The following is a 22654-nucleotide window of genomic DNA, read 5'->3' as shown; positions in this document are numbered from 1 at the left end:
ACGGTCGGCCCCACCATTACTTGACCACGCGCAGGGTCGGACGGCCTTTCGGCGGCGGACCAGCGGGCGGCGTGTCGTCCGGCGGCGCCTGCTCATCGTCGTGCAGCAGCTCATCACTGGCCGGCGCCGGATCGCCACCGGGAATGTCATCCGGCAGGGCCATGCCCTGCCCGGTTTCGCGGGCATATACCGCCAGTACGGCGCTGATCGGCACCTGCACCGGATAGCTGGTGCCGGAGAAGCGCGCCGAGAAGCTCACCGACTCGTTGTCGATCACCAGCCGTACCACCGCGCGTTCGGCGATGTTGAGCACCACCCGGCCATCCTTGATGGCTGAAGGCGGAACCTGCACGCCGGGAACGCCGGCGTCGACCAGGATGTGCGGCGTCAGCTGGTTGTCATTGATCCATTCCACCAGGGCCCGCAACAGGTACGGTCGGTGGCTGGTCATGTGGAAGAAGTCTTCGGTCATGCGTGAAGTGTAGCGCCCGACGCCCCGGCCGGGGCGGATCGCCTGCACGCCGGTCGGCGTGCAGACGGGAAAGCGGATGGCGGATCAGCCCGGCAGATCGCGCAGTTTCTTTTCCTGATCGGTCAGACTGCGGACGAAACCGGGGTGGCGGAAGATCCGGTTGCCATAGTCCTCGATCGCCTTGCCGTCCTTCGGCAACGGCACATCAAGCGACTGCAGGCGCCAGATGATCGGCGCCATCGCGCAGTCGGCCAGGCTCATTTCCGGGTTGAGGAAGAACTTGCTGGCCTTGAACAACGGCAGCGAGGCCGTCAACAGTTCCTTCAGCCGCTTTCGCCCTGCCTCGGCCTGGGTCTTGTTGCCCAGCTGGATCGCCTGCACCTGCGGCACCCAGTCGTGTTCGATACGCAGCATGGCCAGGCGGATCCGCGCGCGCGACAGCGGGTCAACCGGCATCAGCGGCGGATGCGGATAGCGCTCGTCCAGATACTCGCTGACCACCGACGCGGCATACAGCACCAGCTCGCGCTCGACCAGGGTCGGCACCGAGTGGTACGGATTGAGATCGATCAGATCTTCCGGCGGGTTCTGTGGATCCACCGGTACGAAGTCGAAACTCACGCCCTTGGCCGCCAGCACCAGGCGCACACGGTGGCACAGTACATCGTCGTTCGAGGAAAACAGCGTCAGTGTATTGCGCATGCGTACGCTCGCCGCCATCAAAGGCTCTCCTACGACAGGAGACCGCCTGCCGTATCGGCGCCGCCAGCACCGTGCTGACGGTCGACTCCTCCCCGAGTGTGCAACCGACCATCACAAAAGCCAATAGGCCCGTTGCGATGGCCGGCCCTGGATCAGTGCACGTCCTTCCAGTATTCCTTCTTCAACAGGTACACCAGGAAGGTCAGCAGGGCCAGGAACAGGATCACCCAGACACCGAGCTGCTGCCGCTTCAGCGCGGCCGGCTCGCCGGCGTATTCAAGGAAGTTGGTGATGTCGCGCACGGCCTGGTCGTACTGCGCCGCATCGACCGAACCCGGGCTTTCGATGCGCAGGCCCGTCACCGGCGGGTCCATGCCCGCTGCTTCGGCCTTGCCATGTACCGCATGCTGCAGGCCCTGCATCTCCCACAACGGATTGGGCATGGATGCGTTGGCGAACAGCGCATTGTTCCAGCCCAGCGGGCGGCTGCTGTCCAGGTAGAACGACTTCAGGTAGGTGTAGATCCAGTCGCTGCCGCGCACCCGGGAAATCAGGCTCAGGTCCGGCGGCATCTTGCCGAACCACTTTTCGGCCTGCTCCTTGGGCATCGCCACAGGCACCGGATCGCCGATCGCCGAGCCGGTGAAGTTGAGGTTGTTCATCACCTCTTCCTCGCTCAGCCCCAGGTCCTCGCCCATCCGCGAATAGCGCAGGTACTTCAGTGCATGACAGCCACTGCAGTAGTTCATGTACAACTGGGCGCCGCGCTGCAGCGACGCCCGGTCACCCAGGTCGTTACCGGCCTGCAGGAGCTTGGTGCCGCCCTCGGCGGCCATGGCCAGGGTACTGCCCAGCATCAGGGCGGCCGCCAGGGCCAGCCGGACCATCCAGCGCTCAGTCATGCGTGGTCACCCTTTCCGGTACCGGCTTGGTCTTGTCCAGCCTTGTCCATATCGGCATGGTGATGAAGAAGGCGAAGTACAGGAAGGTCAGCACCCGCCCGACATAGGTCTCGTGTGCATCGGTACCAGGACCGGAACCGATCACCATCAGCCACGCAAAGCACACCACGAACATGCCCAGCAGGCCGCGCGACAGCCAGCCGCGGTAGCGGTAGGACTTGACCTTGGCCCGGTCCAGCCAGGGCACCAGGAACAGGATGGCGATGGCCGAGAACATCACGATCACGCCACCCAGCTTGTTGGGCACCACCCGCAGCATCGCGTAGTACGGCGTGTAGTACCAGACCGGCTTGATGTGCTCGGGGGTAACCAGGCGATTGGCTTCGGTGAAGTTGTCGTGTTCCAGGAACAGGCCACCGAAGGCCGGTGCGAAGAAGATGATGAAGGCCGCGATGATCAGCAGGAAGCCCGCACCGACGCCGTCCTTGAGTGTGTAGTAGGGATGGAACGGGATGCCGTCGGTCGGCGCGTTCGGCGACCAGCGGTTGCCCTTCGGGCCCTTCTTGATCTCCACGCCATCGGGATTGTTCGATCCCACTTCATGCAGCGCGCCCAGGTGCAGCACCACCAGCAGCAGCAGGACCAGCGGCAGCGCGATCACATGCAGTGCGAAGAACCGGTTGAGCGTGGCGTCGCTGGGCAGGTAATCGCCCATGATCCATTCGGTCAGGCCGTTGCCGATCACCGGAATGGCGCCGAACAGCGAGATGATCACCTTGGCGCCCCAGAACGACATCTGGCCCCACGGCAGCACGTAACCCATGAAGGCTTCGGCCATCAACACCAGGTAGATCAGCATGCCCAGGATCCACACCAGTTCGCGTGGCTTCTGGTAACTGCCATACAGCAGCCCGCGGAACATGTGCAGGTAGACCACGATGAAGAACAGCGAGGCACCGGTGGAGTGCATGTAGCGGATCAGCCAGCCCCACTCCACGTCACGCATGATGTATTCGATGGAGGCGAATGCTTCGGCGGCATTCGTCTTGTAGTGCATGGTCAGGAAGATGCCGGTGACGATCTGGTTGACCAGCACCAGCAGCGCCAGCGAGCCGAAGTAGTACCAGATGTTGAAGTTCTTCGGCGCGTAGTACTCGCTGACGTGCTTGCGATAGATCGGCATCAACCCCGGCGCGCGGGCATTGACCCAGTCGGCCACGCCGGTGGCGGTACGGCTGAGGATGTTGGACATCAGGCAGCCCCCTGCGGATCGACACCGATGATGATGGTGTTGTCGTCCTGGTAGTGGTGCGCGGGCACCTTCAGGTTGATGGGTGCGGGCACGTCCTTGAAGACGCGGCCGGACATGTCGAAGCGCGACTTGTGGCAGGGGCAGAAATAGCCGCCCTTCCATTGGGGGTCGTAGGGCTCGGGGCGGATTTCACCCACCATTTCCGGCGAACAGCCCAGGTGCGTGCAGAGACCGACCAGCACCGAGATCTCGGGCTTGATCGAGCGCAGCTCCGGGTTCTGCTTGAGCACGTACTCCGGCTGCTGGTCCTTCTCGCCGGACTCGGGGTCCTTCAAGCGGCCATCCAGCCCATGCAGCGCGTCAAGGATCGCCTTGGACCGTTTGACGATCCAGATCGGCTGGCCACGCCATTCCACGATCAGGCGTTGGCCTTCCTGCAGGGCGCTGATGTCGGCCACCACCGGTGCGCCGGCAAGCTTGGCGCGGGCACTGGGGTTCCAGGATTTGATGAAAGGAACTGCGGTGAATCCGACGCCGACGGCGCCCACCACGGCTGTGGTGGCAGTAAGAAAACGCCGACGTCCGGTGTTGACTGGATCGTGTACCCCATCGTTGGCCATCCGGCACTCCGATATTGATTAGGTAGCTTTAGGGCTGCCAGCGGTTCCGGTGGGGGCCAGAGCCGCATTGAATCTCGGTCGAGTGTAGCGGAACCGTTGCGCGCCACACAACGCATTGCAACAACATAGTTTGCGGGGTTGCCGGCCAGCGGCCGGCACTACCTGTTCAAAGGTGTGCCGACTGACAGTCGGCACCTACCTGTTAACGGTGGCCCGACCAACGATCGGCACCTACTGCTTGCTCAGCACCGTGCGATAGCGCTCGGCCAGCTGGCCGACCCGGCGCACGTAATACTGGGTCTCGCTGTAGGGCGGCACGCCGCGATGGCGATCGACCGCGCCCTCGCCCGCGTTGTAGCCGGCAGCGGCCAGGGTCAGGTCTCCATTGAAACGCTTCAACAGCCACGCCAGATACTGCACACCGCCACGGATGTTCTGCCCCGCGTCGTAGGAATCGCTGACGCCGAAGCGCGCGGCGGTGGGCGGCATCAGCTGCATCAGGCCCTGGGCGCCGGCACGGCTGAGTGCGGTCGGGTTGTAGGCCGACTCGGCATGGATGATCGCGCGTACCACGGCCTCTTCCACCCCGAATTCGCGTGCGGCCGAGGTGATCTCGCTCTGGAAGGCCGTGGTGTTCAGGCGCACGCTGCCGAAATCGACGCGCGGATTGACCCCGCAGGCGTAACAGCGCTCCATGAAGCTGTAGCGGATGGTCCGCACCGGGCCGAGGTTGGCGACCTGGGTCGGGCGTGCGCTGGTGTAGTGGCGCACCCCGTCCTGCATGTACGAATAGACCTGTCCGCTGACCATCCTGCCGCCGCGTGGACTGGCCGGCGTAGAGGTCGTTGCGGGTGCCGGGGTCGCTGCGACAGCGGGACTGGCCGCAGCGGCGGCGACCGCGACCGGATTGCGCTCGGCGCTGGCCACCACTGCAGCAGGTGCCGCAGGTGCTGGTAGCGGCGCCGGCGCCGGCGTGGCAACGGGAGCGCGCGCTGCCCTGCCCGCGCTGCGGGTGTAGCTGATGGTGCTGCATTGGGCACCGGCCACCCGCTTGCTGACATAGCTGGTGACACCGTCGGCGCCGAGGCACTTGTACAGGGTACCGGCGCTGGCCGGCGCAGCGGTCAGCGCAGCGATGATGATCGCCGTTATCCCCAGTCTCCCCTTCATGGCCGCGAGTGTCCCAGCTTCGCTGCGGCTTGCCAAGGGCGCTGGCTCAGACCGTGACGGCGGGCACGGCCAGGACCTGGCCAAGCCCGGCCAGGCGCTGGGCCAGCTCCTCGCGCAGCTCGTCCGGCGTGGTCCACACCGCCACCGGCAGGCGATCCAGGCTGAGGATCTGCGCCAGCATCATGCCGCGGCTCTCCGCGCCCATCCGCAACAGGCAATGTTCTGGCCCGTCGGCCTCCAGCACACCGCACCAGGGCGGAATGCGCCCGGTCAGCTCCGCCTCGCTGCCAGCCAGGCGCAGGACGGCCTGCAGCGCGAACGGCGCCTGGCTGACCGCCTGCCGCACCATCACATCCGGTGGCGCCGGAGTGCGCCGATGCAGGCCAGGCTCTGGCAGCGAACGCACTGCGCCCATCCGGTCCACGCGCAGCGTGCGCCAGTCCTGCCGCCCCAGGTCCCAGGCCAGCAGATACCAGCGCCGTCCGTAGTTGACCAGGTGCTGGGCCTCGACTTCGCGTTGCGTCACCGCGTCCTGCGCGCTGCGGTATTCGAAGGCCAGCCGCGCGGCCTGCCGGCAATGCTGGGCCAGTCGCCCGAGCAGGCGCGCGTCGGTGGACGGCAGGTCGGACAGGGTTGCGGTGGCGGCATGTACTTCGCCGGCCTGCTGGCGGCGACGCGCGGGCACCAGCGGGTCGAGCTTGGACAGCAGGCCGCGTGCGGTGTCGTCGATGCCGGACACCGTGGCCGACGCCGCGCGCAGGGCAATCGCCAGTGTGGTGGCCTCCTCCTCATCCAGCAGCATCGGCAGCACCGGCGCACCGGCGCCCAGCCGGTAGCCGCCACCTACACCGGCCGAGGCCTGTACCGGATACCCCAGCTCACGCAGGCGCTCGACATCGCGACGGATGCTGCGCCGGTCCACGCCCATGCGCTCGGCCAGCTCGGCGCCGGACCAGTGACGGCGGGCCTGCAGCAGGGAAATCAGGCGAAGCAGGCGATGGGCGGTATGGCGCATGACGGATCGCGGACAGAAGTCGTCCGCAATTGTGCCCCAGCATGGGCCCCACTTCACCACCACCTGCAGGGAGCAATGCCATGACGTCACGCCAGATCACCCTCTACCACGCCGCCCGTTCACGCTCGAGCGGCGCTGTCGCCCTGCTCGAAGCGCTGGGCGCCGACTACCGCATGCAGGTGCTGGACCTGAAGGCCGGTGCCAACCTGGCCCCGGCCTATCTGGCTATCAACCCGATGGGCAAGGTGCCGGCCATCGTCCACAACGGCGCCCTGGTGACCGAGCAGGTGGCGATCTACCTGTACCTGGCCGACCTGTACCCGGAAGCCGGGCTGGCACCGCCGATCGGCGACACCCTGCGCGGCCCTTACCTGCGCTGGATGGCCTTCTATGGCGCCTGTTTCGAGCCGGCGATGATCGACCGGGCGATGCGCCGCGATCCGCCGCCGCATGCGATGTCGCCCTATAACGATGCCGATACGGTGCTGCAGGTGATCGAAGCGCAGCTCACGCAGGGACCGTACCTGCTGGGCGAGGTGATGAGTGCGGCCGACGTGCTGTGGGGCAATGCGCTGGCATGGACCAGTGCGTTCGGCCTGGTGCAGCCAGCACCGGCGACGGCCGCCTACATCGATCGAATGAGCGCGATGACCGCGTTTGATCGTTCGCGGCAGATCGATGCGGAGCTGATCGCGGCGTGAGGGCACCCGGCCCGGCGCTACCGAACGGGACGGGATGCAGGCAGCGCGGGGCCATGCCCCGCGAGCGCCCAGTGCGGCGCCGCTGGCGTTGCGCCGGGCGCACGCCCTGGGATGCGGGTAGAATCGCCCCCTTTCCCGCCACCCGAATGGATTAAGCGCCATGACCGGGACGCCAGACGTCTTTCCGCCCGCCGCCCAGGGCGGCACTCCGCTCGTTGCCCTGCCCTCTGGTCCGCGCAAGCCCGACCAGGTGAAGGGCAAGCTGTACATCAAGACCCACGGTTGCCAGATGAACGAGTACGACTCGGCCAAGATGGCCGACGTGCTCGCCGCCAGCGATGGTCTGGAACTGACCGATCGCCCGGAAGACGCCGACGTCATCCTGGTCAACACCTGCTCGATCCGCGAAAAGGCGCAGGAGAAGGTGTTCAGCCAGCTGGGCATCTGGAAGAGCCTGAAGAACCAGGGCCGCGAGGTCATCATCGGCGTAGGCGGTTGCGTGGCGTCGCAGGAAGGCGAGGCGATCATCAAGCGTGCGCCGTTCGTCGACCTGGTGTTCGGCCCGCAGACGCTGCACCGCCTGCCGGAACTGATCCGCGCCCGTCGCGAGCAGCAGCGCCCGCAGGTGGACATCAGCTTCCCGGAAATCGAGAAGTTCGATCGCATGCCCGAACCGCGTGCCGATGGCGCATCGGCGTTCGTGTCGATCATGGAAGGCTGCTCCAAGTACTGTTCGTTCTGCGTGGTGCCCTACACGCGTGGTACCGAAGTCAGCCGCCCGTTCGAAGACGTGGTGGTGGAAGTGGCACAGCTTGCGGCACAGGGCGTGCGCGAGATCAACCTGCTCGGCCAGAACGTCAACGCCTACCGTGGCCCCTATGGTGACGGCGAGCTCGCCGACCTCGGCCTGCTGATCCGCACCATCGCCGAGATCGACGGCATCGGTCGCATCCGCTTCACCACCTCGCATCCACTGGAGTTCAGCGATTCGTTGATCGACGCGTTCCGCGACGTGCCGCAGCTGGCCAACTTCCTGCACCTGCCGGTGCAGGCAGGCAGCGACCGCGTGCTGTCGGCGATGAAGCGCGGTTACACCTCGCTGGAATTCAAGTCGAAGATCCGCAAGCTGCGTGCGGTGCGCCCCGATATCTCGATCAGTTCGGACTTCATCGTCGGTTTTCCCGGCGAGACCGATGCTGATTTCGAGAAGACCATGAAGCTGATCGAGGATATCGGCTTCGACCACAGCTTCTCCTTCATCTATTCGCGTCGCCCGGGCACGCCGGCTGCAGACCTGGAAGACACGATCAGCGACGCGGAAAAGCATGCGCGCCTGTCGCGGCTGCAGGAACGGATCAACGCGCATGCCGCGCAGATCTCCGAAAAGATGGTCGGCAGCGTACAGACCGTGCTGGTGGAAGGCCCTTCGCGCAAGAACCCCAACGAGCTGACCGGCAAGACCGAGAACATGCGTTCGGTGAACTTCCCGGCGCACCCGCGCCTGATCGGCCAGTTCGTGGACGTGGTGATCACCGAAGCGATGACCAACTCACTGCGCGGGCGCGTGGTGACGGAATAAGGTGTGCCGACCAACGGTCGGCACCCACCGCAATTGATGCCGGCCAGCGGTCGGCACCTCCCGGGGTGGATGCCGACCGTTGGTCGGCGTGCTTCAATCCAGGCGTTTGCGGAAGCGCAGGATGGCCAGGGTCATCATCGCCACGATGAACACCAGCAGTGCCAGCGCGTCCGGCCACAGCTCCCACAGCGAAGCCCCGCGCAGCATGATGCCGCGTACCAGGCGCAGGAAATGGGTCAGCGGCAATACTTCAGCCAGCCACTGCACCGGCCGGGGCATGCCGGCGAACGGGAACATGAAGCCCGACAACAGGATGGAGGGCAGAAACAGGAACAGGGTCATCTGCATGGCCTGGAACTGCGAACGCGCCCGGGTTGAAATCAACAGGCCCAGCGCCAGGTTGGCCAGCACCAGCAGCACGGCGGCCAGATAGACATCCAGCAGGCTGCCGCGGATCGGGACCTCGAACAACCACGTGCCCAGCAGCAGCACCAGGGTGGTCTGCAGCAGACCGATCGCTGCGTATGGCAATACCTTGCCGACCATCAGTTCGCTGCGCGATACCGGCGTGGCGATCAGCAGCTCCATGTTGCCGCGTTCGCGCTCGCGTACCACCGCCACTGCAGTGAACATCACCAGGGTCATGGTCAGGATCACCCCGATCAGGCCGGGCACGATGTTCACCGCTGACCGTCGTTGCGGATTGTAGAAGCTGATGACGCTTACCGGCCCGCTGGCAATACTGCCCTCGCGCAGCGGCCGCGTGTTGCTGGTCGGGCGCGTGTCCAGCGGTACCTGCGCCAACTGGATCGCCGCACTCTGCACCACCGTGTCGCTGCCGTCGACCAGCACCTGCACCGCCTCGCGGCCTTCGTAGCGGCGTCGTTCGAAATCGGCGGGAATCACGATGCCCACGCTGATCCGGCCCCGTCGCAACGCCTCCATCAGCTGGTCGGGCGTATAGGCCTGTGCGCGCGGGGCGATCACACCGGTGGCAACCATGTCCTGCACCAGCGCGCGAGAAGCCGCACTGTTGACCTGGTCGGCGATGCCTGCATCCAGGTGCCGCAGGTTGAGGTTGATCGCATAGCCGAACAGCAGCAGCTGCATCACCGGGATGCCGATGATCATCGCCAGGGTGATCCGGTCGCGGCGCAGCTGGCGCAGCTCCTTGAGCATGATCGCCCACAGCCGTCGCAGGCTCATGCCGCCGGCTCCCGGCCGCGGCCACGGGTAGCGGAAACGAAGACGTCTTCCAGGTTGGGCGCCACCGGTTCGATGCTGGCCTGCGGATCGGCGGTGGCAAGGGCCTGCGCCAGCACGGCGGTATCGGCCGCGCCCTCGCTGCACAGCATACGCAGCTCGGTGCCGATCTGCGCCACGCTGAGCACGCCCGGCAGCGCCGCCAGCGCGCGGCTGGCCTGCCGGGGCTGCGCAGTGGTGACGGCCAGGGTGCGACCCTGCAGCTGCGCGCACAGTTCGGCCGGCGTGCCATCGGCTACCAGGGCACCGCGATCAAGGATCGCCAGCCGGTGGCAGCGTTCGGCCTCGTCCATGTAATGGGTGGACACCAGCACCGTGGTGCCGGCATCGGCGAGTTCGAACAGCGCCTCCCAGAAATCGCGACGCGACTCGGGATCGACCGCACTGGTCGGCTCATCCAGGAACAGCAGTTCCGGCGCATGGATCACCGCACCGGCCAGCGCCAGCCGCTGCTTCTGCCCACCACTGAGGGTGCCGGCCAACTGCACCTGGCGGTCCTGCAGGCGATACTCCAGCAGCAGCGCATCGACCCGTTGCCGCGCCTGCGCGCGTGGCAGATCCTGGATGGCGGCAAGGAATTCCAGGTTCTCCCGCACCGACAGGTCTTCGTACAACGAAAAACGCTGGGTCATGTAGCCGATGCGGCGGCGCAACGCCTCGGCTTGCGCCGGGATCGCCAGGCCCAGCACGTCGATCTCGCCCGCGCTCGGCTCAAGCAGCCCGCACAGCATGCGGATGGTGGTCGATTTGCCCGAGCCGTTCGGGCCGAGGAAACCGTATACCTGCCCACGCGGCACCTGCAGATCGACGTTGTCCACCGCCAGCAGGTCGCCGAAACGGCGGCTCAGGCCCCGCGCACGCACGGCGATGTCATCGACCGGGTTCAGAAGCGCACCTGCACCGGCAGCCCGGCGGGCAGCGCCTGCATGTCGGCACTGTCGTCGATCTCGATCTCGGCCAGGTAGCTCAGCCGCGAGACGTCATCACCAGTCAACGCGTAATAGGGGGTAAAGGAAGGTTCGCTGCGGATCGACCGCACATGCCCTTTCAATACGGTATTCGCGCCGTCCAGCTGCACCAGCGCGGCCTGCCCGACCTTCACCTGCAGGCGCAACGGCTGCGGCAGGTACACGCGCGCATACGGCCGTTCGCCCACCAGCATCACCACCAACGGTGCACCGATCGGTGCCTGGTCGCCTTGCCTGTAGGGCAACGCATCGACCACGCCATCGCGCGGCGCGCGCAGCTGCAGCTTCTGCAGGTTGACGGCCTGCACGACCTCCTGTGCCTGTGTCGCCCTGGAGGCGGCCTGGCCCTGGGCGATGTCCTCACGACGGTTGCCGCGCTGCAGCTGCAGCCATGCCTGTTCGGCAGCACGCACGCTGGCCACGGCGTTGTCGGCGGCCGCGCGGGCCCGGTCCAGATCAGCGGCAGCCACCAACCGCTGACGGGCCAACGGTTGCACCCGGCGGTAGTAAGCGGTGGCTTCCGCCGCCTGCGCGCGCAGCGCGGTGAGCTGTGCCTGCGCCTGGGCGATCTGCTCCGGACGCGGGCCCACCTGCAGTTCCTCGAGCTGTGCCTGCGCGCGTGCCGTTTCGGCCTGTGCGGCGTCGAGCTGGGCTGCGCCACGGACAGGGTCCAGGCGCATCAGCAGCGCGCCCGCCTTGACCGCCTGCCCCTCGCGCACGTCAACGGTACTGATCACTTCAGCCGCCGGTGCGGGCACGCTGATCCGGTCCCATTCAAGCGTACCCAGTGCTGCTGGTGGTGCTTCGCCGCACCCCGCCAGCAGGCAGCTGCCCAGCAACCCCATCCTGCGCACCCACGTGCCCACGGCCATGCGCCACCTCCTGCGATGGCGCCACGGTGCCATGCTCCCTGTGCACCCGCAATGATCCAGATCAGCGCTGGCCAATAATTGATCAGCCGCTCCCAACGCCACTGCCGCAAGGCTCGCTGCCACCTATCCACAGGTTCGTGGCAACACCGTCCACACCGCATGTGGAAAACCCTGCAGGCACTGGCACAATTTTCACCACCGCATCATCTTCCTTGTGGCACAAGCACTGCGAAGGTCTATCCACAGGTTTCTTCGGCGCCGGTCCACACCCGGTGTGGAGAACTGTCGTCATGCCGGCTTGCGCGTTACCCTTGTCGTCCCTGACTCCATCGCGGTGGACGGCGACCCCGCCCCACCCCAAGCAATGAAAAGCATCGAGCATCGAGACTTCACCCTGTCGCCGGAAGACAACGCGCAGCTGGCCAACCTGTGCGGCCCGTTCGACGGCCACCTTCGCCAGATCGAACTGAAGCTTGGCGTGGAAATCGCCAACCGCGGCTTCGTGTTCCGCATCAGCGGCCCGGCCGAGGCCAGCGCCGAGGCGCAGAAACTGATCGAGGCGTTGTACGAAGAAGCCGCAGAGACCACCTTCGACAACCACGCCATTCACTTGCGGCTGAACGCGGCCAACATCGAACAGATCGCCGACCGCTCCTACGAAGCACAGGACGTGGCGATCAAGGTCAAGCGCGGAACCGTGCGCGGCCGGGGTTCCAACCAGAGCCGCTACCTGCACCAGATCGTCAGCCACGACATCAACTTCGGCATCGGCCCGGCCGGTACCGGCAAGACCTTCCTGGCCGTGGCAAGCGCGGTGGAAGCACTGAACGAATCGCGCGTGCAGCGCCTGATCCTGGTGCGTCCGGCGGTCGAGGCCGGCGAGAAGCTGGGCTTCCTGCCCGGCGACCTCAGCCAGAAGGTCGACCCGTACCTGCGCCCACTGTACGACGCCCTGTATGAAATGCTGGGCGTGGAAAAGGTGCTCAAGCTGCTGGAAAAGAACGTCATCGAGATCGCGCCGCTGGCCTACATGCGCGGCCGCACGCTCAACGATGCGTTCGTGATCCTGGACGAAGCGCAGAACACCACCATCGAACAGATGAAGATGTTCCTGACCCGTCTGGGCTTCGGTTCCACCGCCGTGGTCACCGGCGACCTGACCCAGACCGACCTGCCCAAGCATGTGAAGTCCGGCCTGCGCGATGCGATCGACGTGCTGCGCGACGTGGAGGGCGTCAGCTTCACCTTCTTCGAAGCCCGCGACGTGGTCCGCCACCCGCTGGTGGCGCGCATCGTCAGTGCCTACGACCGCCGCGACCTGCACCAGATTCAACCTGGAGCGGAATGACACTACACTCCGGGCTCCTGTGCACATAAGGACGTGTCATGGTTCGCCCGGGTCTGCTGCTGTCGTTGTGCCTGCTGGCCCTCGGGCCGGTCCCTGCACTCGCCTCTCCCCCGCCCGCCGCCGAAGCGCGGGCGTACGTTGAATCCAGTTATGTGATTGCTCCCTACCAGGTGGAGGATTTCACGCTGGTGCGCAGCAGTTACAACCCGGACGACAGATTGGCGGGGGCCGGATTCAGTTACCGCAGCCGCCTGAACCCGGAGGCGGCGATCAGTGTTTTCGTGTATCCGGCGGGCCGGTTGGACCCGCAGGTTGCCGTGGACCGCGGCATGCAGGCCTTGCAGGCGGACCTCAGGCAGGCGGTTGCGTCCGGCATCTACGCGGACCTGCAGGAGCTGGGACAGGAGCCCTTCCCGCTGTCGGCCGAAGCAGTTCCTGCGAAAGGTGCCAATGGCATCGACGCGGCGGTGATCCAGGCCATTGCCAAGGCAGAGCAGGTCCGAGGCGAGAAGCTGCGCCTGGGCCTGCTGCAGGTGTCCAGCAACCAGCCGCTGCATTCCAATGGCTATCTGTTCTATAAACAGCTGCATTTCTTCAAGCTGCGCATCTCGGCCAACCAGTCCGTCCTCCCACGCGAGGCATTCGATGTCCTCGCTGATCGCGCCACGCGCAGGCTGATTCCGGCACTGGAAGTGGCCAACGTAGGCGGCTGTGCCAACACTACCCTGTATGTGGATCCCGATGCAGCGCCGGAGCAGGGGGCAATCCAGTTGGCCAGACAGGTGACCCTGCAGAACGGCTACAACTGCCACGCATCGACCGGCAATGCCGATATCCAGGCGCGTGCGGCCAAGGCGTCGGTGATCGAAATCGCCTACGAAGCCGGCGACTGGAAGTCGCAGTGAACGGCGACACGCGCGATACTGTGACCTCCTGTTCGATCTGAAATGCCGGTGTTGCCATGACCAAGGGTCCCGTCCGCCTCGATGTAGCCGTCAACTACGCCCTGCCCCGTGCCGGGCTGCCCTCGGCCGTCAGCTTCCGCAAATGGGTGGCGGCTGCGCTGAAGGGCCGCATCCGCGAGGCCGACCTGGCCATCCGCGTGGTCGACAGCAAGGAAGGGCAGTCGTTGAACCGGCACTACCGGGGCAAGGACTACGCCACCAACGTGCTGAGCTTCCCGGCCGACGTGCCGGAGGGCCTGCCCAAGGGCGTCAAGTTCCCGCTGCTGGGCGACCTGGTGATCTGCGCACCGGTGGTGGCGCGTGAAGCCGGGGAGCAGGGCAAAGTGCTCAACGCCCACTACGCGCACCTGACCGTGCACGGCGTGCTGCACCTGCTCGGCTGGGACCACGAGGACGACAAGGAAGCCGAGGCGATGGAACAGCTGGAGCGCGAGATCCTGGCCGAGCTCGGCATCGACGACCCGTACGCGGGCGAGCGCTGAAACCGGGCCAGCCCCTGCGTGACCGAGCCCATGCTCGGGCGCAGTGGGCCATGCGCCCCGCAGAACCGACCAGAATGCAGCCGAGCATGGGCTCGGCTCTACCACGGAACCTCGCCTGTGCTGCTGCGTACTGCCCTGCCCCTGCTACTCGTTGCCTCCACCGCTTCCGCCGCGCCACTGGACCTCCCTGCGCTGATCGAATGCCGCCAGGGCGTGGCCGAGCACGCCGCGCTGGCACCGCTGCTGGCCGATCCGCTGAAGGCCGTGGCGCATGGCCTGCAGCCGCTGCCGCAGGGCAACCAGTTCATGAGCGAGTACCGCCTGGCCAGCCCGATCACCGTGTTCGGCCAGCAGACCGAGCGTGTGGCCGTGGCCGGCGCCAGCATCATGGCCGTGCTCGACCAGGCCGATCCGCGGCCGCTGGCCAAGCAGCTGGCCCTGGAGATCGGCTACGACCAGGACGGCAAGTTCATGGCCGGGCGCGAGCTGGTCAGCCGCGATGTGACGGACCCGAAGACCGGGGAGGCGCAGATCGAGTCGATCATCCTCAGCGTATCCACCGTCGCCAGCCACCCCGGCAGGACTCTGGCCGGCTGCACCTACAGCCTGGACCTGCCGGCCGAGGACGAGGGCCCGGCCGCCACCGCCCCGGCGGCCGACGGTCACTGACAGGCCCCCACATCCTGCTAGACTTGGGTCATCGCCCGGCCTGCCGGGTGCCTTTTTTCCAGAGATGTCAGAAGACGACAGTAGTAGCTCCTTCGTGGAGCACAGCGAAAAGAAGCGCGGCTGGCTTGAACGCCTGACGTCTGCTTTTTCCGGCGAACCCCACACCCGCGACGAGCTGGTCGCTGTCCTGCACACCGCGCAGGAAGAAGGGTTGATCGCCGCAGATACCCTGAAGATGATGGAAGGTGCCATTTCGGTGGCCGAGCTGACCGTGGGCGACGTGATGATCTCGCGTTCGCAGATGGTCTCGCTGCCGGTCGAGGCGCCCTTCCTGGAGTTGATGAAGCAGGTCGTCGAGTCCGGCCATTCGCGCTTTCCGGTGCATGGCGAGAACAAGGACGACATCCTTGGCGTGTTGCTGGCCAAGGACCTGCTGCGCGGCGTGGTTGCCGACAACGGTCCGGGCAACGTGCGTGAGCTGCTGCGCCCGGCGGTGCTGATTCCGGAAGCGAAGAAGCTCAACGTGCTGCTGAAGGAATTCCGCCTGTCGCGCAACCACATGGCGATCGTGGTGGACGAGTACGGCGGTGTCGCCGGCCTGGTCACCATCGAGGACGTGCTGGAGCAGATCGTCGGCGAGATCGACGACGAACACGACGAGGCCGAGGACTTCTCGGCGCAGATCGCCATCCAGGCCGATGGCCAGTACGTGGTGGATGCGCTCACGCCGATCGGCGATTTCAACGAGCGCTTCGGTGCCACCTTCTCCGATGAGGACTACGACACCATCGGTGGCCTGGTAACCGAAGCGGTGGGCCATCTGCCGGAAGTCGGTGACGAACTGGCGCTGGACCGCTTCATGTTCCGCGTAGCCCGCGCCGATGCGCGCCGGGTCCAGGCCTTCCATGTAACGGTGCTGGCACCGGACGCGCAGGACGACGCTTGAAGCACCGTGGCCTGATCCTGACGGTGTGGCTGGCACTTTGCGTGCTGGCCACGACCCTGCCACTGACCGCGTTCGCGCAGGCGGCGGCGCCGGTCGTTTCGACGGCCAGTGATGCCCCTGCCCCGCGCGTTGGTGTGGTCACCATGCAGCCCGGCACCGTGTTCTTCGAGCGCTTCGGCCACGATGCCATCGTCGTGCTGGACCCGGTGAGCGGCGAGGCGATCTCGTACAACTTCGGCTACTTCGATCCGTCCGAACAGGATTTCATCGGCCGCTTCGTGCGTGGCGACATGATGTATTACCTGGTGGCGCTGCCACTGCAGCAGGACCTGTCGTACTACGACGAGACCGGCCGCGGTGCCAGCGTGCAGTGGCTGGATATCACCCCTGACCAGGCACGCTCGCTGGCCGCCGACCTGGCCGAACGGGCCAAGCCGGAAAATGCGCGCTACCACTACGATTACTACACCGCCAACTGCGCGACGATGGTGCGCGACACGCTGGACAAGGCACTGGGCGGCGGCCTGCATTCACAGCTGTCGGGCCGTTCGCGTGGCAACACCTATCGCAGCGAGTCGGTACGCCTGGCGTCCCCGGCCCCGTGGATGTGGCTGGGCTTCGATATCGGCCTGGGTCCGTTTGCCGACCAACCGCTGTCGCGCTGGCAGGAAGCCTTCGTGCCGATGCGCCTGGCCGATGCCCTGCGGCAGGCCCGCAACAGCGACGGCCGCCCGCTGGTGCAGTCCGAGCAGGAACTGCTGCCGCACCGCATCGATCCCGAACCGAAGGAATTCGCGCGCCACTGGTGGCCGTGGCTGCTGTGTGGCCTGGTGATTGCGGCGGGCGTGCTGGCGCTGCGCAGGCGTACGCGCCTTCTGGCCGGCCTGGCCTTGCCGCTGTGGCTGCTGTGCACCATCGCCGGTGGCCTGCTGGTGTTCCTGTGGGGCTTCAGCACGCACTACGCTGCCTGGGCCAACCGCAACCTGCTACTGCTGTCGCCGCTGTGCGTGCTGCTGTTGCCGGGGGCGATCAGCCTGCTGCGGCGGCGCGTGCCCGGCCGCATGTTCAGGATCGTGCTGTGGCTGGTGGCGGTGCAGGCGGTGGCTGCCCTGGTGCTGCACTGGCTGAGCCTGCAGGCGCAGTACAACGTGCAGTGGATCGTGCTGCTGCTGCCGGTCCACGCGGCGCTGGCCTGGGTGCTGGGGCGCCGTCCTCACTTGTCGGAAACGCAGCACTGACGCACGATGGCGGGCATGTCATTGCCCGCCCCACTGCCCGCCCCTGCTGCCGCCTCCGCCGCAGCCAATCCCACCTGCGTCATCAACTGCGTCCACTACGATGACGACGGCAAACGCCACGACATCAGCCTGGATGCCATCAGCGATGTCATCGCCAGCAACAATGGTTTCGTCTGGGTCGGCCTGTACGATCCGAACGAAGATGTACTGCTGAAGCTGCAGGAAGAATTCTGCCTGCACGACCTGGCCGTCGAAGATGCGCGCAACGCGCACCAGCGCCCCAAGGTGGAGGCCTACGGCAACTCGTTGTTCGTGGTGGTGACCACCGCGCAGATGGTTGACGAGCGCATCCAGTACGGCGAGACCCACGCCTTTCTCGGCCCACGGTTCCTGGTGACCGTTCGCCATGGCGCCTCGCTCTCGTACGCGCCGGTGCGTGCGCGCGTGGAGCGCGAACCACAGCTGCTGAAAATGGGCCCCTCGTACTGCCTGTACGCCGTGGCCGACTTCGTGGTCGACAATTACCTGCCCATCACCAACCGCTTCCGCGACACCCTGGAACTGCTGGAGAAGGACATCTTCGCCGACAGCTACAAGCGCAGCACGGTGGTGCGCCTGTATGAGCTCAAGCGCGAGTTGAACAAGATGCGGATGGCGGTGGCGCCTCTGCAGGATGTACTGGCACAGCTGCGCCGCTACCAGGGCGAGCTGTTCCCGGACGAAGTGAAGCTGTATATCCGCGATGTGCACGACCACGCGGTGCGCATCAGCGATGTCATCGATACGCTGCGCGAGATGCTGGGCACGGCCCTGAGCGTGAACCTGTCACTGGTGACGCTGGCCCAAGGGGAGACGGTGAAGCGGCTGGGTGCATGGGCCGCGCTGCTGGCCGCACCGACGCTGATCACCAGCTGGTATGGAATGAATTTCAGCCACATGCCGGAATTGAACCAGCCGTGGGCCTACCCGCTGATGATCGTCGCTGTCGGTGGCATCTGCGTTGGACTGTACCGGCTGTTCAAGCGGGTGAAGTGGTTGTAGGACGTATCGACCAACGGTCGATACCCACCGGACCGGTAGGCCACGACGGTCGACACCTAGCGTACCTGTCGTGGCGCATTGGGTGAACATCAAGCCACGTAGATGGTCTTGATGTTCATGAACTCATGGATGCCGTGGTCGGCCAGTTCACGGCCAAAACCTGATTCCTTGCTGCCGCCGAACGGCAACCGCGCATCGCTCTTGACGATGGCGTTGACGAAGGCCGCGCCGCATTCCATGCGCTGGGCAAAGGACTCGCCACGCACCGGGTCACGCGTCCATACGCTGCCGCCGAGGCCGAAGCGGGTGTCGTTGGCCACGCGCAGTGCCTCGGCTTCATCCTTGACCCGGATGACCGCAGCGACCGGCCCGAACAGTTCTTCGTCATAGGCGGGCATGCCCGGCCCCACCTGGTCGAGCACGCTGGCCGGGTAGCCCGCATGCGAACCGGCGATCGGTTCGCCGCCGATCAGCACCCGCGCGCCTTTGGCGACGCTGGCCTGCACCTGCTTGTGCAGTTCGTCGCGCAGGTCGGCACGGGCCATCGGTGCCAGCGTGGTGCCGCGCTCGTTCGGGTCGCCGTACTGACGCTCGCCTGCAGCTTCGACGAAGCGCCGGGTGAATTCATCGGCCACCGCTTCAACCACAATGAAGCGCTTGGCGGCAATGCAGGTCTGGCCACTGTTGTCGAAGCGCGACTTCACCGCGGCGGCAACCGCCTTGTCCAGGTCGGCATCATCGAGCACCACGAAGGCGTCGCTGCCGCCCAGCTCCATCACCGACTTCTTCAACTGGCTGCCAGCATTGGACGCGATGGAGCGCCCTGCCCGCTCGCTGCCGGTCAGGGTGACTGCCTTCACCCGTGCATCGCGCAGTACGTCGGCAGCCTGGTCGTTGTCGATGTGCAGCACGTCGAACACACCGTCCGGCAGGCCACCATCGCGGCACACCGCCAGGATCAGGTCGGCGCACTGCGGCACGTTGCTGGCATGCTTGAGCAGCGCCACGTTGCCGGCCATGAACGCCGGGGCCAGGAAGCGGAACACCTGCCAGATCGGGAAATTCCACGGCATCACCGCGAACACGCAGCCGATCGGTTCATAGCGCACGTAGCTGCGCTGGGCCTCGGTGTCGATCAGCTGCGGCTTCAGATAGTCGGCGGCATGGTCGGCATAGAACTCACAGGTGGTCGCGCACTTTTCCACTTCGGCCAGGGCCTCGGCCTTCAGCTTGCCCATCTCGCTGGTCATGGCCTGCTGCAGGTCATCGCGGCGCGCACGCAGCTGGCCGGCAATCTGCTTGAGGATCGCCCCGCGATCCTGCAGCGAGCGCTCGGCCCAGCGTGGGAACGCCTCGGCTGCGGCCTGCAGGCGCTGCTCGATGGCAGCGGCATCCATCAGCTCATGGCGGTAGGTCACCTGGCCGGTGGCCGGGTTGATGATCTCGACGGTCATGGGGGGTCTCCATCAGGTAGACCCCCATTGTGCGCCGGCCGCCGTGAGCCGGATGTTGCCGGCTCAGCCGTTGTCCTGGCGGGCCAGCTGCAGGTCGCGCTGGCGCCGCTTCTCCGCACGCGCATTGATGTACCAGCCGATCACCGCAGCAATGGACACTGCAGACACCAGCAGCGTGGCCAGCGCATTGATCTTCGGGCTGATGCCCATGCGAACCGAGGCGAACACCTTCATCGGCAGCGTGGTCGAGCCCGGCGTGGCAACGAAGCTGGCCACCACCACGTCATCCAGCGACAGGGTGAACGCCAGCAGCCAACCGGCCACCAGCGCCGGGGCGATGATCGGCAGGGTGATGCGGGTGAACACGGTCAGCCGGCTCGCGCCGAGATCCATCGCCGCTTCTTCCAGCGACAGGTCCATCTCCTGCAGGCGCGAGGACACCACCACGGTGACGAAGCACAGGGTGAAGGTGACGTGGGCGATCCAGATGGTGGCCAGGCCACGCGCCGGGAAGCCCGGTATCGCGCCCATCGAGGCCAGCAGCGCCATCAGCGAGAAGCCGAGGATCACGTCCGGCATCACCAGCGGCGCGGTCACCAGCGCACCGAAGAACGGCTTGCCGCGGAAACGCTTGAAGCGGGTCATCACCATCGCCGCCAGCGTGCCGAGCACGGTGGCGGTACAGGCGGTCCAGAACGCGACCACCAGGCTGGTCCACATCGCATCCATCAGCGCGCGGTCGGCAAACAGGTCGCTGTAGGCACGGGTGGAGAACCCGGCCCAGACCATGGCCAACCGCGAGCTGTTGAACGAATAGAACATCAACAGCAGGATCGGCAGGTACAGGAAAGCGAAGCCGAGCAGCAGCACGCCCAGGCCCAGGCCCTTGGCAGAACGCGGGCTCATGCCTGCTTCCCTTCCAGCAACCGCTGCTGGGATCGGTTGAACAGCAGGATCGGCACCAGCAGCAACAGGATCATCGCCGCCGCCATTGCCGAGGCACCGGGCCAGTTGCGGTTGTTGAAGAACTCGTTCCACAGCTGGCGACCGACCATCAGGGTTTCCGAGCCACCCAGCATTTCCGGGATCACGAATTCGCCGATCGCCGGGATCATCACCAGCATGCAGCCGGCGATGATGCCCGCCTTCGACAGCGGCAGGGTGATGCGCAGGAACGCCTGCCACGGCTTGGCGCCGAGGTCGTAGGCTGCTTCCAGCAGTCGGTGGTCATGCTTGACCAGGTTGGCGTACAGCGGCAGCACCATGAACGGCAGATAGCAGTACACGATGCCGATGTAGGCCGCGGTCGGGGTGTCGATCAGCTGCAGTTTCGGCAGGCCCATCGAGGTCATCAGCGACTGCAGGCCGGTGTACTGCAGGAACTGGTCGAGCAGGCCGTTGCGGTCCAGGATCGCTTTCCATGCATAGACGCGGATCAGGAACGAGGTCCAGGACGGCAGCACCACCAGCATCATCGCCACGTTGCGCGCGGCCGGCGACAGGCGGGCGATGGCATAGGCCATCGGATAGCCGATCAGCAGGGTGAGGAAGGTCGAGATCGCGGCGATCTTGATCGAGCTCAGGAACGCCTGCGCATAGATCGAATCGCGGAACAGCGCCAGGTAGTTCTCGAGGTTGAGCTTGAGCGAGAGCCCGCCATCGACGTACTGCAGCAGCCAGGTGTACGGCGGCGAGCCGACCCGGCTGTGCGAGAAACTGATCATCAGCACGATCAGGAACGGCACCGCGAAGAACAGCAGCAGCCACAGGTACGGAATGCCGATCACCGTGGCACGCAGCCCCGGCAGCCAGCGCTTCAGGCCGGCGGCGCTCATGAGGTCAGCACCACGCCGTCGTTGTCGCGCCAGTGCACCCACACCTCGTCACCCCAGGTCAGGCCATCGCTGGCCCAGCGCTGCGAGTTGGCGAAGTTGGCCAGCACCTTGGCGCCGCTGGGCAGGCGCACGTGGTAGACCGAATGGCTGCCGAAATAGGCAATGTCCTCGATCACGCCCTGCGCCTTGTTGGTGTGCCCTTCCGGCTCATCCTTGCCGATCATCACCTTCTCCGGGCGCAGCGCGAACGCGACCGGCTGCCCTTCATAGCAGGTGATGCCGTGGGCGATGTAGACCGGCGCCGGGAACAGCGGCGAACGCACGGTCACGTATTCGGGCAGGTCCTCGTCGATCACCCCGTCGAACAGGTTGACCGAGCCTATGAACTCGGCGACGAAGCGGTTGGCCGGCTGCTCGTAGACCTCGTCGGGCTTGCCGACCTGCTGGATCCAGCCGGCGTCCATCACCGCGATGCGGGTGGCCATGGTCATCGCCTCTTCCTGGTCGTGGGTGACCATCACGCAGGTCACGCCCGACGACTCGATGATGCTGACCAGCTCCAGCTGCATCTGCGAGCGCAGCTTCTTGTCCAGCGCGCCCATCGGTTCGTCCAGCAGCAGCAGCTTGGGCCCCTTGGCCAGCGACCGCGCGAGCGCTACGCGCTGCTGCTGGCCGCCGGACAGCTGGTGCGGCTTGCGCTTGCCAAGATGGCCCATCTGCACCAGGTCGAGCATCTCGCCCACGCGCTTGGCGATGGTCTCGCGGCCGAGTCCGTCCTGCTTCAGGCCGAAGGCAATGTTCTGCTCCACGGTCATGTGCGGGAACAGCGCATAGGACTGGAACATCATGTTGACCGGCCGCTGGTACGGCGGCAGCGCGTCCATCTGCTGGCCATCGACGGTGATGCTGCCCTTGGTGGGTGTCTCGAAGCCGCCCAGGCAGCGCAGCAGGGTCGACTTGCCGCTGCCGGAGCCACCGAGCAGCGCAAATATCTCGCCCTTGCGGACGTCCAGGTTGACGTCGTCGACGGCGACGAAGCCATCGAATTCCTTGCGCAGATCACGAATGGAGAGATAGCCGGGCACACCGCTCGCTTCGACGACGGCGGCTTCCGGCTGGGCTTCAACGGGCATGGGGGCTCCGGGAGCGGGCGGTGGACA

General features: G+C 66.0%; 23 protein-coding genes. 9 read left to right on the top strand and 14 right to left on the bottom strand.

Features of this window, described 5'->3' with window-relative positions:
* Positions 1 to 16 precede the first annotated feature (16 nt).
* The 7 genes from BW38_RS13805 to BW38_RS13835 all read right to left on the bottom strand — a co-directional run bounded on the left by BW38_RS13805 (position 17) and on the right by BW38_RS13835 (position 6133).
* The gene (locus BW38_RS13805) at positions 17 to 472 is read right to left on the bottom strand and encodes a ClpXP protease specificity-enhancing factor (RefSeq protein ID WP_032975698.1); all 456 of its coding nucleotides are present in this window, start codon (positions 470 to 472) and stop codon (positions 17 to 19) included.
* Between the two features lie 84 nt (positions 473 to 556).
* On the bottom strand, positions 557 to 1192 hold the full coding sequence (locus BW38_RS13810) for a glutathione S-transferase N-terminal domain-containing protein (protein WP_025875280.1): 636 nt from the start codon (positions 1190 to 1192) through the stop codon (positions 557 to 559).
* Between the two features lie 134 nt (positions 1193 to 1326).
* Positions 1327 to 2076, bottom strand: a complete 750-nt coding sequence (locus tag BW38_RS13815) for a cytochrome c1 (RefSeq protein WP_025875282.1) — start codon at positions 2074 to 2076, stop codon at positions 1327 to 1329.
* Positions 2069 to 3328, bottom strand: coding sequence for a cytochrome bc complex cytochrome b subunit (locus BW38_RS13820; RefSeq protein ID WP_025875284.1), 1260 nt, complete (start codon positions 3326 to 3328; stop codon positions 2069 to 2071). The genes BW38_RS13815 and BW38_RS13820 overlap by 8 nt, the downstream gene beginning before the upstream one ends.
* On the bottom strand, positions 3328 to 3948 hold the full coding sequence (gene petA / locus BW38_RS13825) for a ubiquinol-cytochrome c reductase iron-sulfur subunit (RefSeq protein ID WP_025875286.1): 621 nt from the start codon (positions 3946 to 3948) through the stop codon (positions 3328 to 3330). Before petA ends, BW38_RS13820 begins: the two co-directional genes overlap by 1 nt.
* A gap of 231 nt (positions 3949 to 4179) precedes the next feature.
* Positions 4180 to 5118, bottom strand: a complete 939-nt coding sequence (locus BW38_RS13830; protein ID WP_032975696.1) for a lytic transglycosylase domain-containing protein — start codon at positions 5116 to 5118, stop codon at positions 4180 to 4182.
* 46 nt (positions 5119 to 5164) lie between these two features.
* Positions 5165 to 6133 carry a WYL domain-containing protein gene (locus tag BW38_RS13835; protein WP_032975695.1) on the bottom strand — a complete coding sequence of 323 codons (969 nt, stop codon included), beginning with the start codon at positions 6131 to 6133 and terminating at the stop codon, positions 5165 to 5167.
* Between the two features lie 80 nt (positions 6134 to 6213).
* On the opposite strand from BW38_RS13835, the gene BW38_RS13840 reads away from it, so the two are divergent.
* Both BW38_RS13840 and miaB read left to right on the top strand, forming a co-directional pair.
* Positions 6214 to 6834 carry a glutathione S-transferase gene (locus BW38_RS13840; RefSeq protein ID WP_032975694.1) on the top strand — a complete coding sequence of 207 codons (621 nt, stop codon included), beginning with the start codon at positions 6214 to 6216 and terminating at the stop codon, positions 6832 to 6834.
* 160 nt (positions 6835 to 6994) lie between these two features.
* On the top strand, positions 6995 to 8413 hold the full coding sequence (gene miaB / locus BW38_RS13845) for a tRNA (N6-isopentenyl adenosine(37)-C2)-methylthiotransferase MiaB (RefSeq protein WP_032975693.1): 1419 nt from the start codon (positions 6995 to 6997) through the stop codon (positions 8411 to 8413).
* 93 nt (positions 8414 to 8506) lie between these two features.
* On the opposite strand, the gene BW38_RS13850 is transcribed toward miaB, so the two are convergent.
* The 3 genes from BW38_RS13850 to BW38_RS13860 are packed head-to-tail and all read right to left on the bottom strand — an operon-like array spanning position 8507 to position 11516.
* Positions 8507 to 9619 (bottom strand): ABC transporter permease, encoded by a 1113-nt coding sequence (locus BW38_RS13850; protein ID WP_032975692.1) that lies wholly within the window; start codon positions 9617 to 9619, stop codon positions 8507 to 8509.
* Complete coding sequence (locus tag BW38_RS13855) at positions 9616 to 10539, bottom strand: ABC transporter ATP-binding protein (RefSeq protein ID WP_032975691.1); 924 nt, start codon at positions 10537 to 10539, stop codon at positions 9616 to 9618. Before BW38_RS13855 ends, BW38_RS13850 begins: the two co-directional genes overlap by 4 nt.
* Before the next feature lie 20 nt (positions 10540 to 10559).
* Complete coding sequence (locus BW38_RS13860; protein ID WP_032975689.1) at positions 10560 to 11516, bottom strand: HlyD family efflux transporter periplasmic adaptor subunit; 957 nt, start codon at positions 11514 to 11516, stop codon at positions 10560 to 10562.
* A 364-nt stretch (positions 11517 to 11880) separates the two neighbouring features.
* On the opposite strand from BW38_RS13860, the gene BW38_RS13865 reads away from it, so the two are divergent.
* From BW38_RS13865 to BW38_RS13890, 7 genes are all read left to right on the top strand, one after another.
* Positions 11881 to 12864, top strand: a complete 984-nt coding sequence (locus BW38_RS13865; protein WP_032975688.1) for a PhoH family protein — start codon at positions 11881 to 11883, stop codon at positions 12862 to 12864.
* Between the two features lie 38 nt (positions 12865 to 12902).
* Positions 12903 to 13769, top strand: a complete 867-nt coding sequence (locus BW38_RS0120595; protein WP_235189917.1) for a hypothetical protein — start codon at positions 12903 to 12905, stop codon at positions 13767 to 13769.
* A gap of 56 nt (positions 13770 to 13825) precedes the next feature.
* Positions 13826 to 14311, top strand: coding sequence for an rRNA maturation RNase YbeY (gene ybeY, locus BW38_RS13870; protein ID WP_032975687.1), 486 nt, complete (start codon positions 13826 to 13828; stop codon positions 14309 to 14311).
* A gap of 117 nt (positions 14312 to 14428) precedes the next feature.
* Positions 14429 to 14980 carry a hypothetical protein gene (locus tag BW38_RS13875; protein ID WP_032975686.1) on the top strand — a complete coding sequence of 184 codons (552 nt, stop codon included), beginning with the start codon at positions 14429 to 14431 and terminating at the stop codon, positions 14978 to 14980.
* Positions 14981 to 15044: 64 nt separating this feature from the next.
* Positions 15045 to 15926: a transporter associated domain-containing protein gene (locus BW38_RS13880; protein WP_032975685.1), complete on the top strand. Its 882-nt coding sequence runs from the start codon at positions 15045 to 15047 to the stop codon at positions 15924 to 15926.
* A complete protein-coding gene (locus BW38_RS13885) occupies positions 15923 to 17164 on the top strand; it encodes a DUF4105 domain-containing protein (RefSeq protein WP_032975684.1) in 1242 nt (413 codons plus the stop codon). The genes BW38_RS13880 and BW38_RS13885 overlap by 4 nt, the downstream gene beginning before the upstream one ends.
* A 6-nt stretch (positions 17165 to 17170) precedes the next feature.
* Positions 17171 to 18205, top strand: coding sequence for a magnesium and cobalt transport protein CorA (locus BW38_RS13890; protein ID WP_051501564.1), 1035 nt, complete (start codon positions 17171 to 17173; stop codon positions 18203 to 18205).
* 89 nt (positions 18206 to 18294) lie between these two features.
* Here the strand turns inward: BW38_RS13890 and BW38_RS13895 are convergent, their stop codons facing one another.
* From BW38_RS13895 to potA, 4 genes are all read right to left on the bottom strand, one after another.
* Entirely contained in the window at positions 18295 to 19659 is a 1365-nt protein-coding gene (locus tag BW38_RS13895) for an NAD-dependent succinate-semialdehyde dehydrogenase (RefSeq protein WP_032975683.1), read from the bottom strand.
* Between the two features lie 63 nt (positions 19660 to 19722).
* Entirely contained in the window at positions 19723 to 20565 is an 843-nt protein-coding gene (locus BW38_RS13900) for an ABC transporter permease subunit (RefSeq protein ID WP_025875316.1), read from the bottom strand.
* Positions 20562 to 21494: an ABC transporter permease subunit gene (locus BW38_RS13905; protein WP_032975682.1), complete on the bottom strand. Its 933-nt coding sequence runs from the start codon at positions 21492 to 21494 to the stop codon at positions 20562 to 20564. Before BW38_RS13905 ends, BW38_RS13900 begins: the two co-directional genes overlap by 4 nt.
* Positions 21491 to 22627 (bottom strand): polyamine ABC transporter ATP-binding protein, encoded by a 1137-nt coding sequence (potA, locus tag BW38_RS13910; RefSeq protein ID WP_032975681.1) that lies wholly within the window; start codon positions 22625 to 22627, stop codon positions 21491 to 21493. The genes BW38_RS13905 and potA overlap by 4 nt, the downstream gene beginning before the upstream one ends.
* Between the last annotated feature and the right edge of the window lie 27 nt (positions 22628 to 22654).

The organism is Stenotrophomonas sp. RIT309 (genome assembly GCF_000632045.1).
Classification (GTDB): domain Bacteria; phylum Pseudomonadota; class Gammaproteobacteria; order Xanthomonadales; family Xanthomonadaceae; genus Stenotrophomonas; species Stenotrophomonas indicatrix.
The sequence above is the reverse complement of the archived record's forward strand: the minus strand, read 5'-3'. Positions and strand labels throughout refer to the sequence as shown.

Coding starts and splice junctions, on each gene's coding strand:
- miaB (WP_032975693.1), top strand. CDS start 6,995: ATGACCGGGACGCCAGACGTCTTTCCGCCCGCCGCCCAGGGCGGCACT.
- BW38_RS13895 (WP_032975683.1), bottom strand. CDS start 19,659: ATGACCGTCGAGATCATCAACCCGGCCACCGGCCAGGTGACCTACCGC.
- BW38_RS13860 (WP_032975689.1), bottom strand. CDS start 11,516: ATGGCCGTGGGCACGTGGGTGCGCAGGATGGGGTTGCTGGGCAGCTGC.
- BW38_RS13810 (WP_025875280.1), bottom strand. CDS start 1,192: ATGGCGGCGAGCGTACGCATGCGCAATACACTGACGCTGTTTTCCTCG.
- BW38_RS13900 (WP_025875316.1), bottom strand. CDS start 20,565: ATGAGCCCGCGTTCTGCCAAGGGCCTGGGCCTGGGCGTGCTGCTGCTC.
- BW38_RS13890 (WP_051501564.1), top strand. CDS start 17,171: ATGGCGGGCATGTCATTGCCCGCCCCACTGCCCGCCCCTGCTGCCGCC.
- BW38_RS13840 (WP_032975694.1), top strand. CDS start 6,214: ATGACGTCACGCCAGATCACCCTCTACCACGCCGCCCGTTCACGCTCG.
- BW38_RS13805 (WP_032975698.1), bottom strand. CDS start 472: ATGACCGAAGACTTCTTCCACATGACCAGCCACCGACCGTACCTGTTG.
- BW38_RS13905 (WP_032975682.1), bottom strand. CDS start 21,494: ATGAGCGCCGCCGGCCTGAAGCGCTGGCTGCCGGGGCTGCGTGCCACG.
- BW38_RS0120595 (WP_235189917.1), top strand. CDS start 12,903: ATGGTTCGCCCGGGTCTGCTGCTGTCGTTGTGCCTGCTGGCCCTCGGG.
- petA (WP_025875286.1), bottom strand. CDS start 3,948: ATGGCCAACGATGGGGTACACGATCCAGTCAACACCGGACGTCGGCGT.
- BW38_RS13865 (WP_032975688.1), top strand. CDS start 11,881: ATGAAAAGCATCGAGCATCGAGACTTCACCCTGTCGCCGGAAGACAAC.
- BW38_RS13830 (WP_032975696.1), bottom strand. CDS start 5,118: ATGAAGGGGAGACTGGGGATAACGGCGATCATCATCGCTGCGCTGACC.
- BW38_RS13820 (WP_025875284.1), bottom strand. CDS start 3,328: ATGTCCAACATCCTCAGCCGTACCGCCACCGGCGTGGCCGACTGGGTC.
- BW38_RS13850 (WP_032975692.1), bottom strand. CDS start 9,619: ATGAGCCTGCGACGGCTGTGGGCGATCATGCTCAAGGAGCTGCGCCAG.
- BW38_RS13815 (WP_025875282.1), bottom strand. CDS start 2,076: ATGACTGAGCGCTGGATGGTCCGGCTGGCCCTGGCGGCCGCCCTGATG.
- ybeY (WP_032975687.1), top strand. CDS start 13,826: ATGACCAAGGGTCCCGTCCGCCTCGATGTAGCCGTCAACTACGCCCTG.
- BW38_RS13835 (WP_032975695.1), bottom strand. CDS start 6,133: ATGCGCCATACCGCCCATCGCCTGCTTCGCCTGATTTCCCTGCTGCAG.
- potA (WP_032975681.1), bottom strand. CDS start 22,627: ATGCCCGTTGAAGCCCAGCCGGAAGCCGCCGTCGTCGAAGCGAGCGGT.
- BW38_RS13880 (WP_032975685.1), top strand. CDS start 15,045: ATGTCAGAAGACGACAGTAGTAGCTCCTTCGTGGAGCACAGCGAAAAG.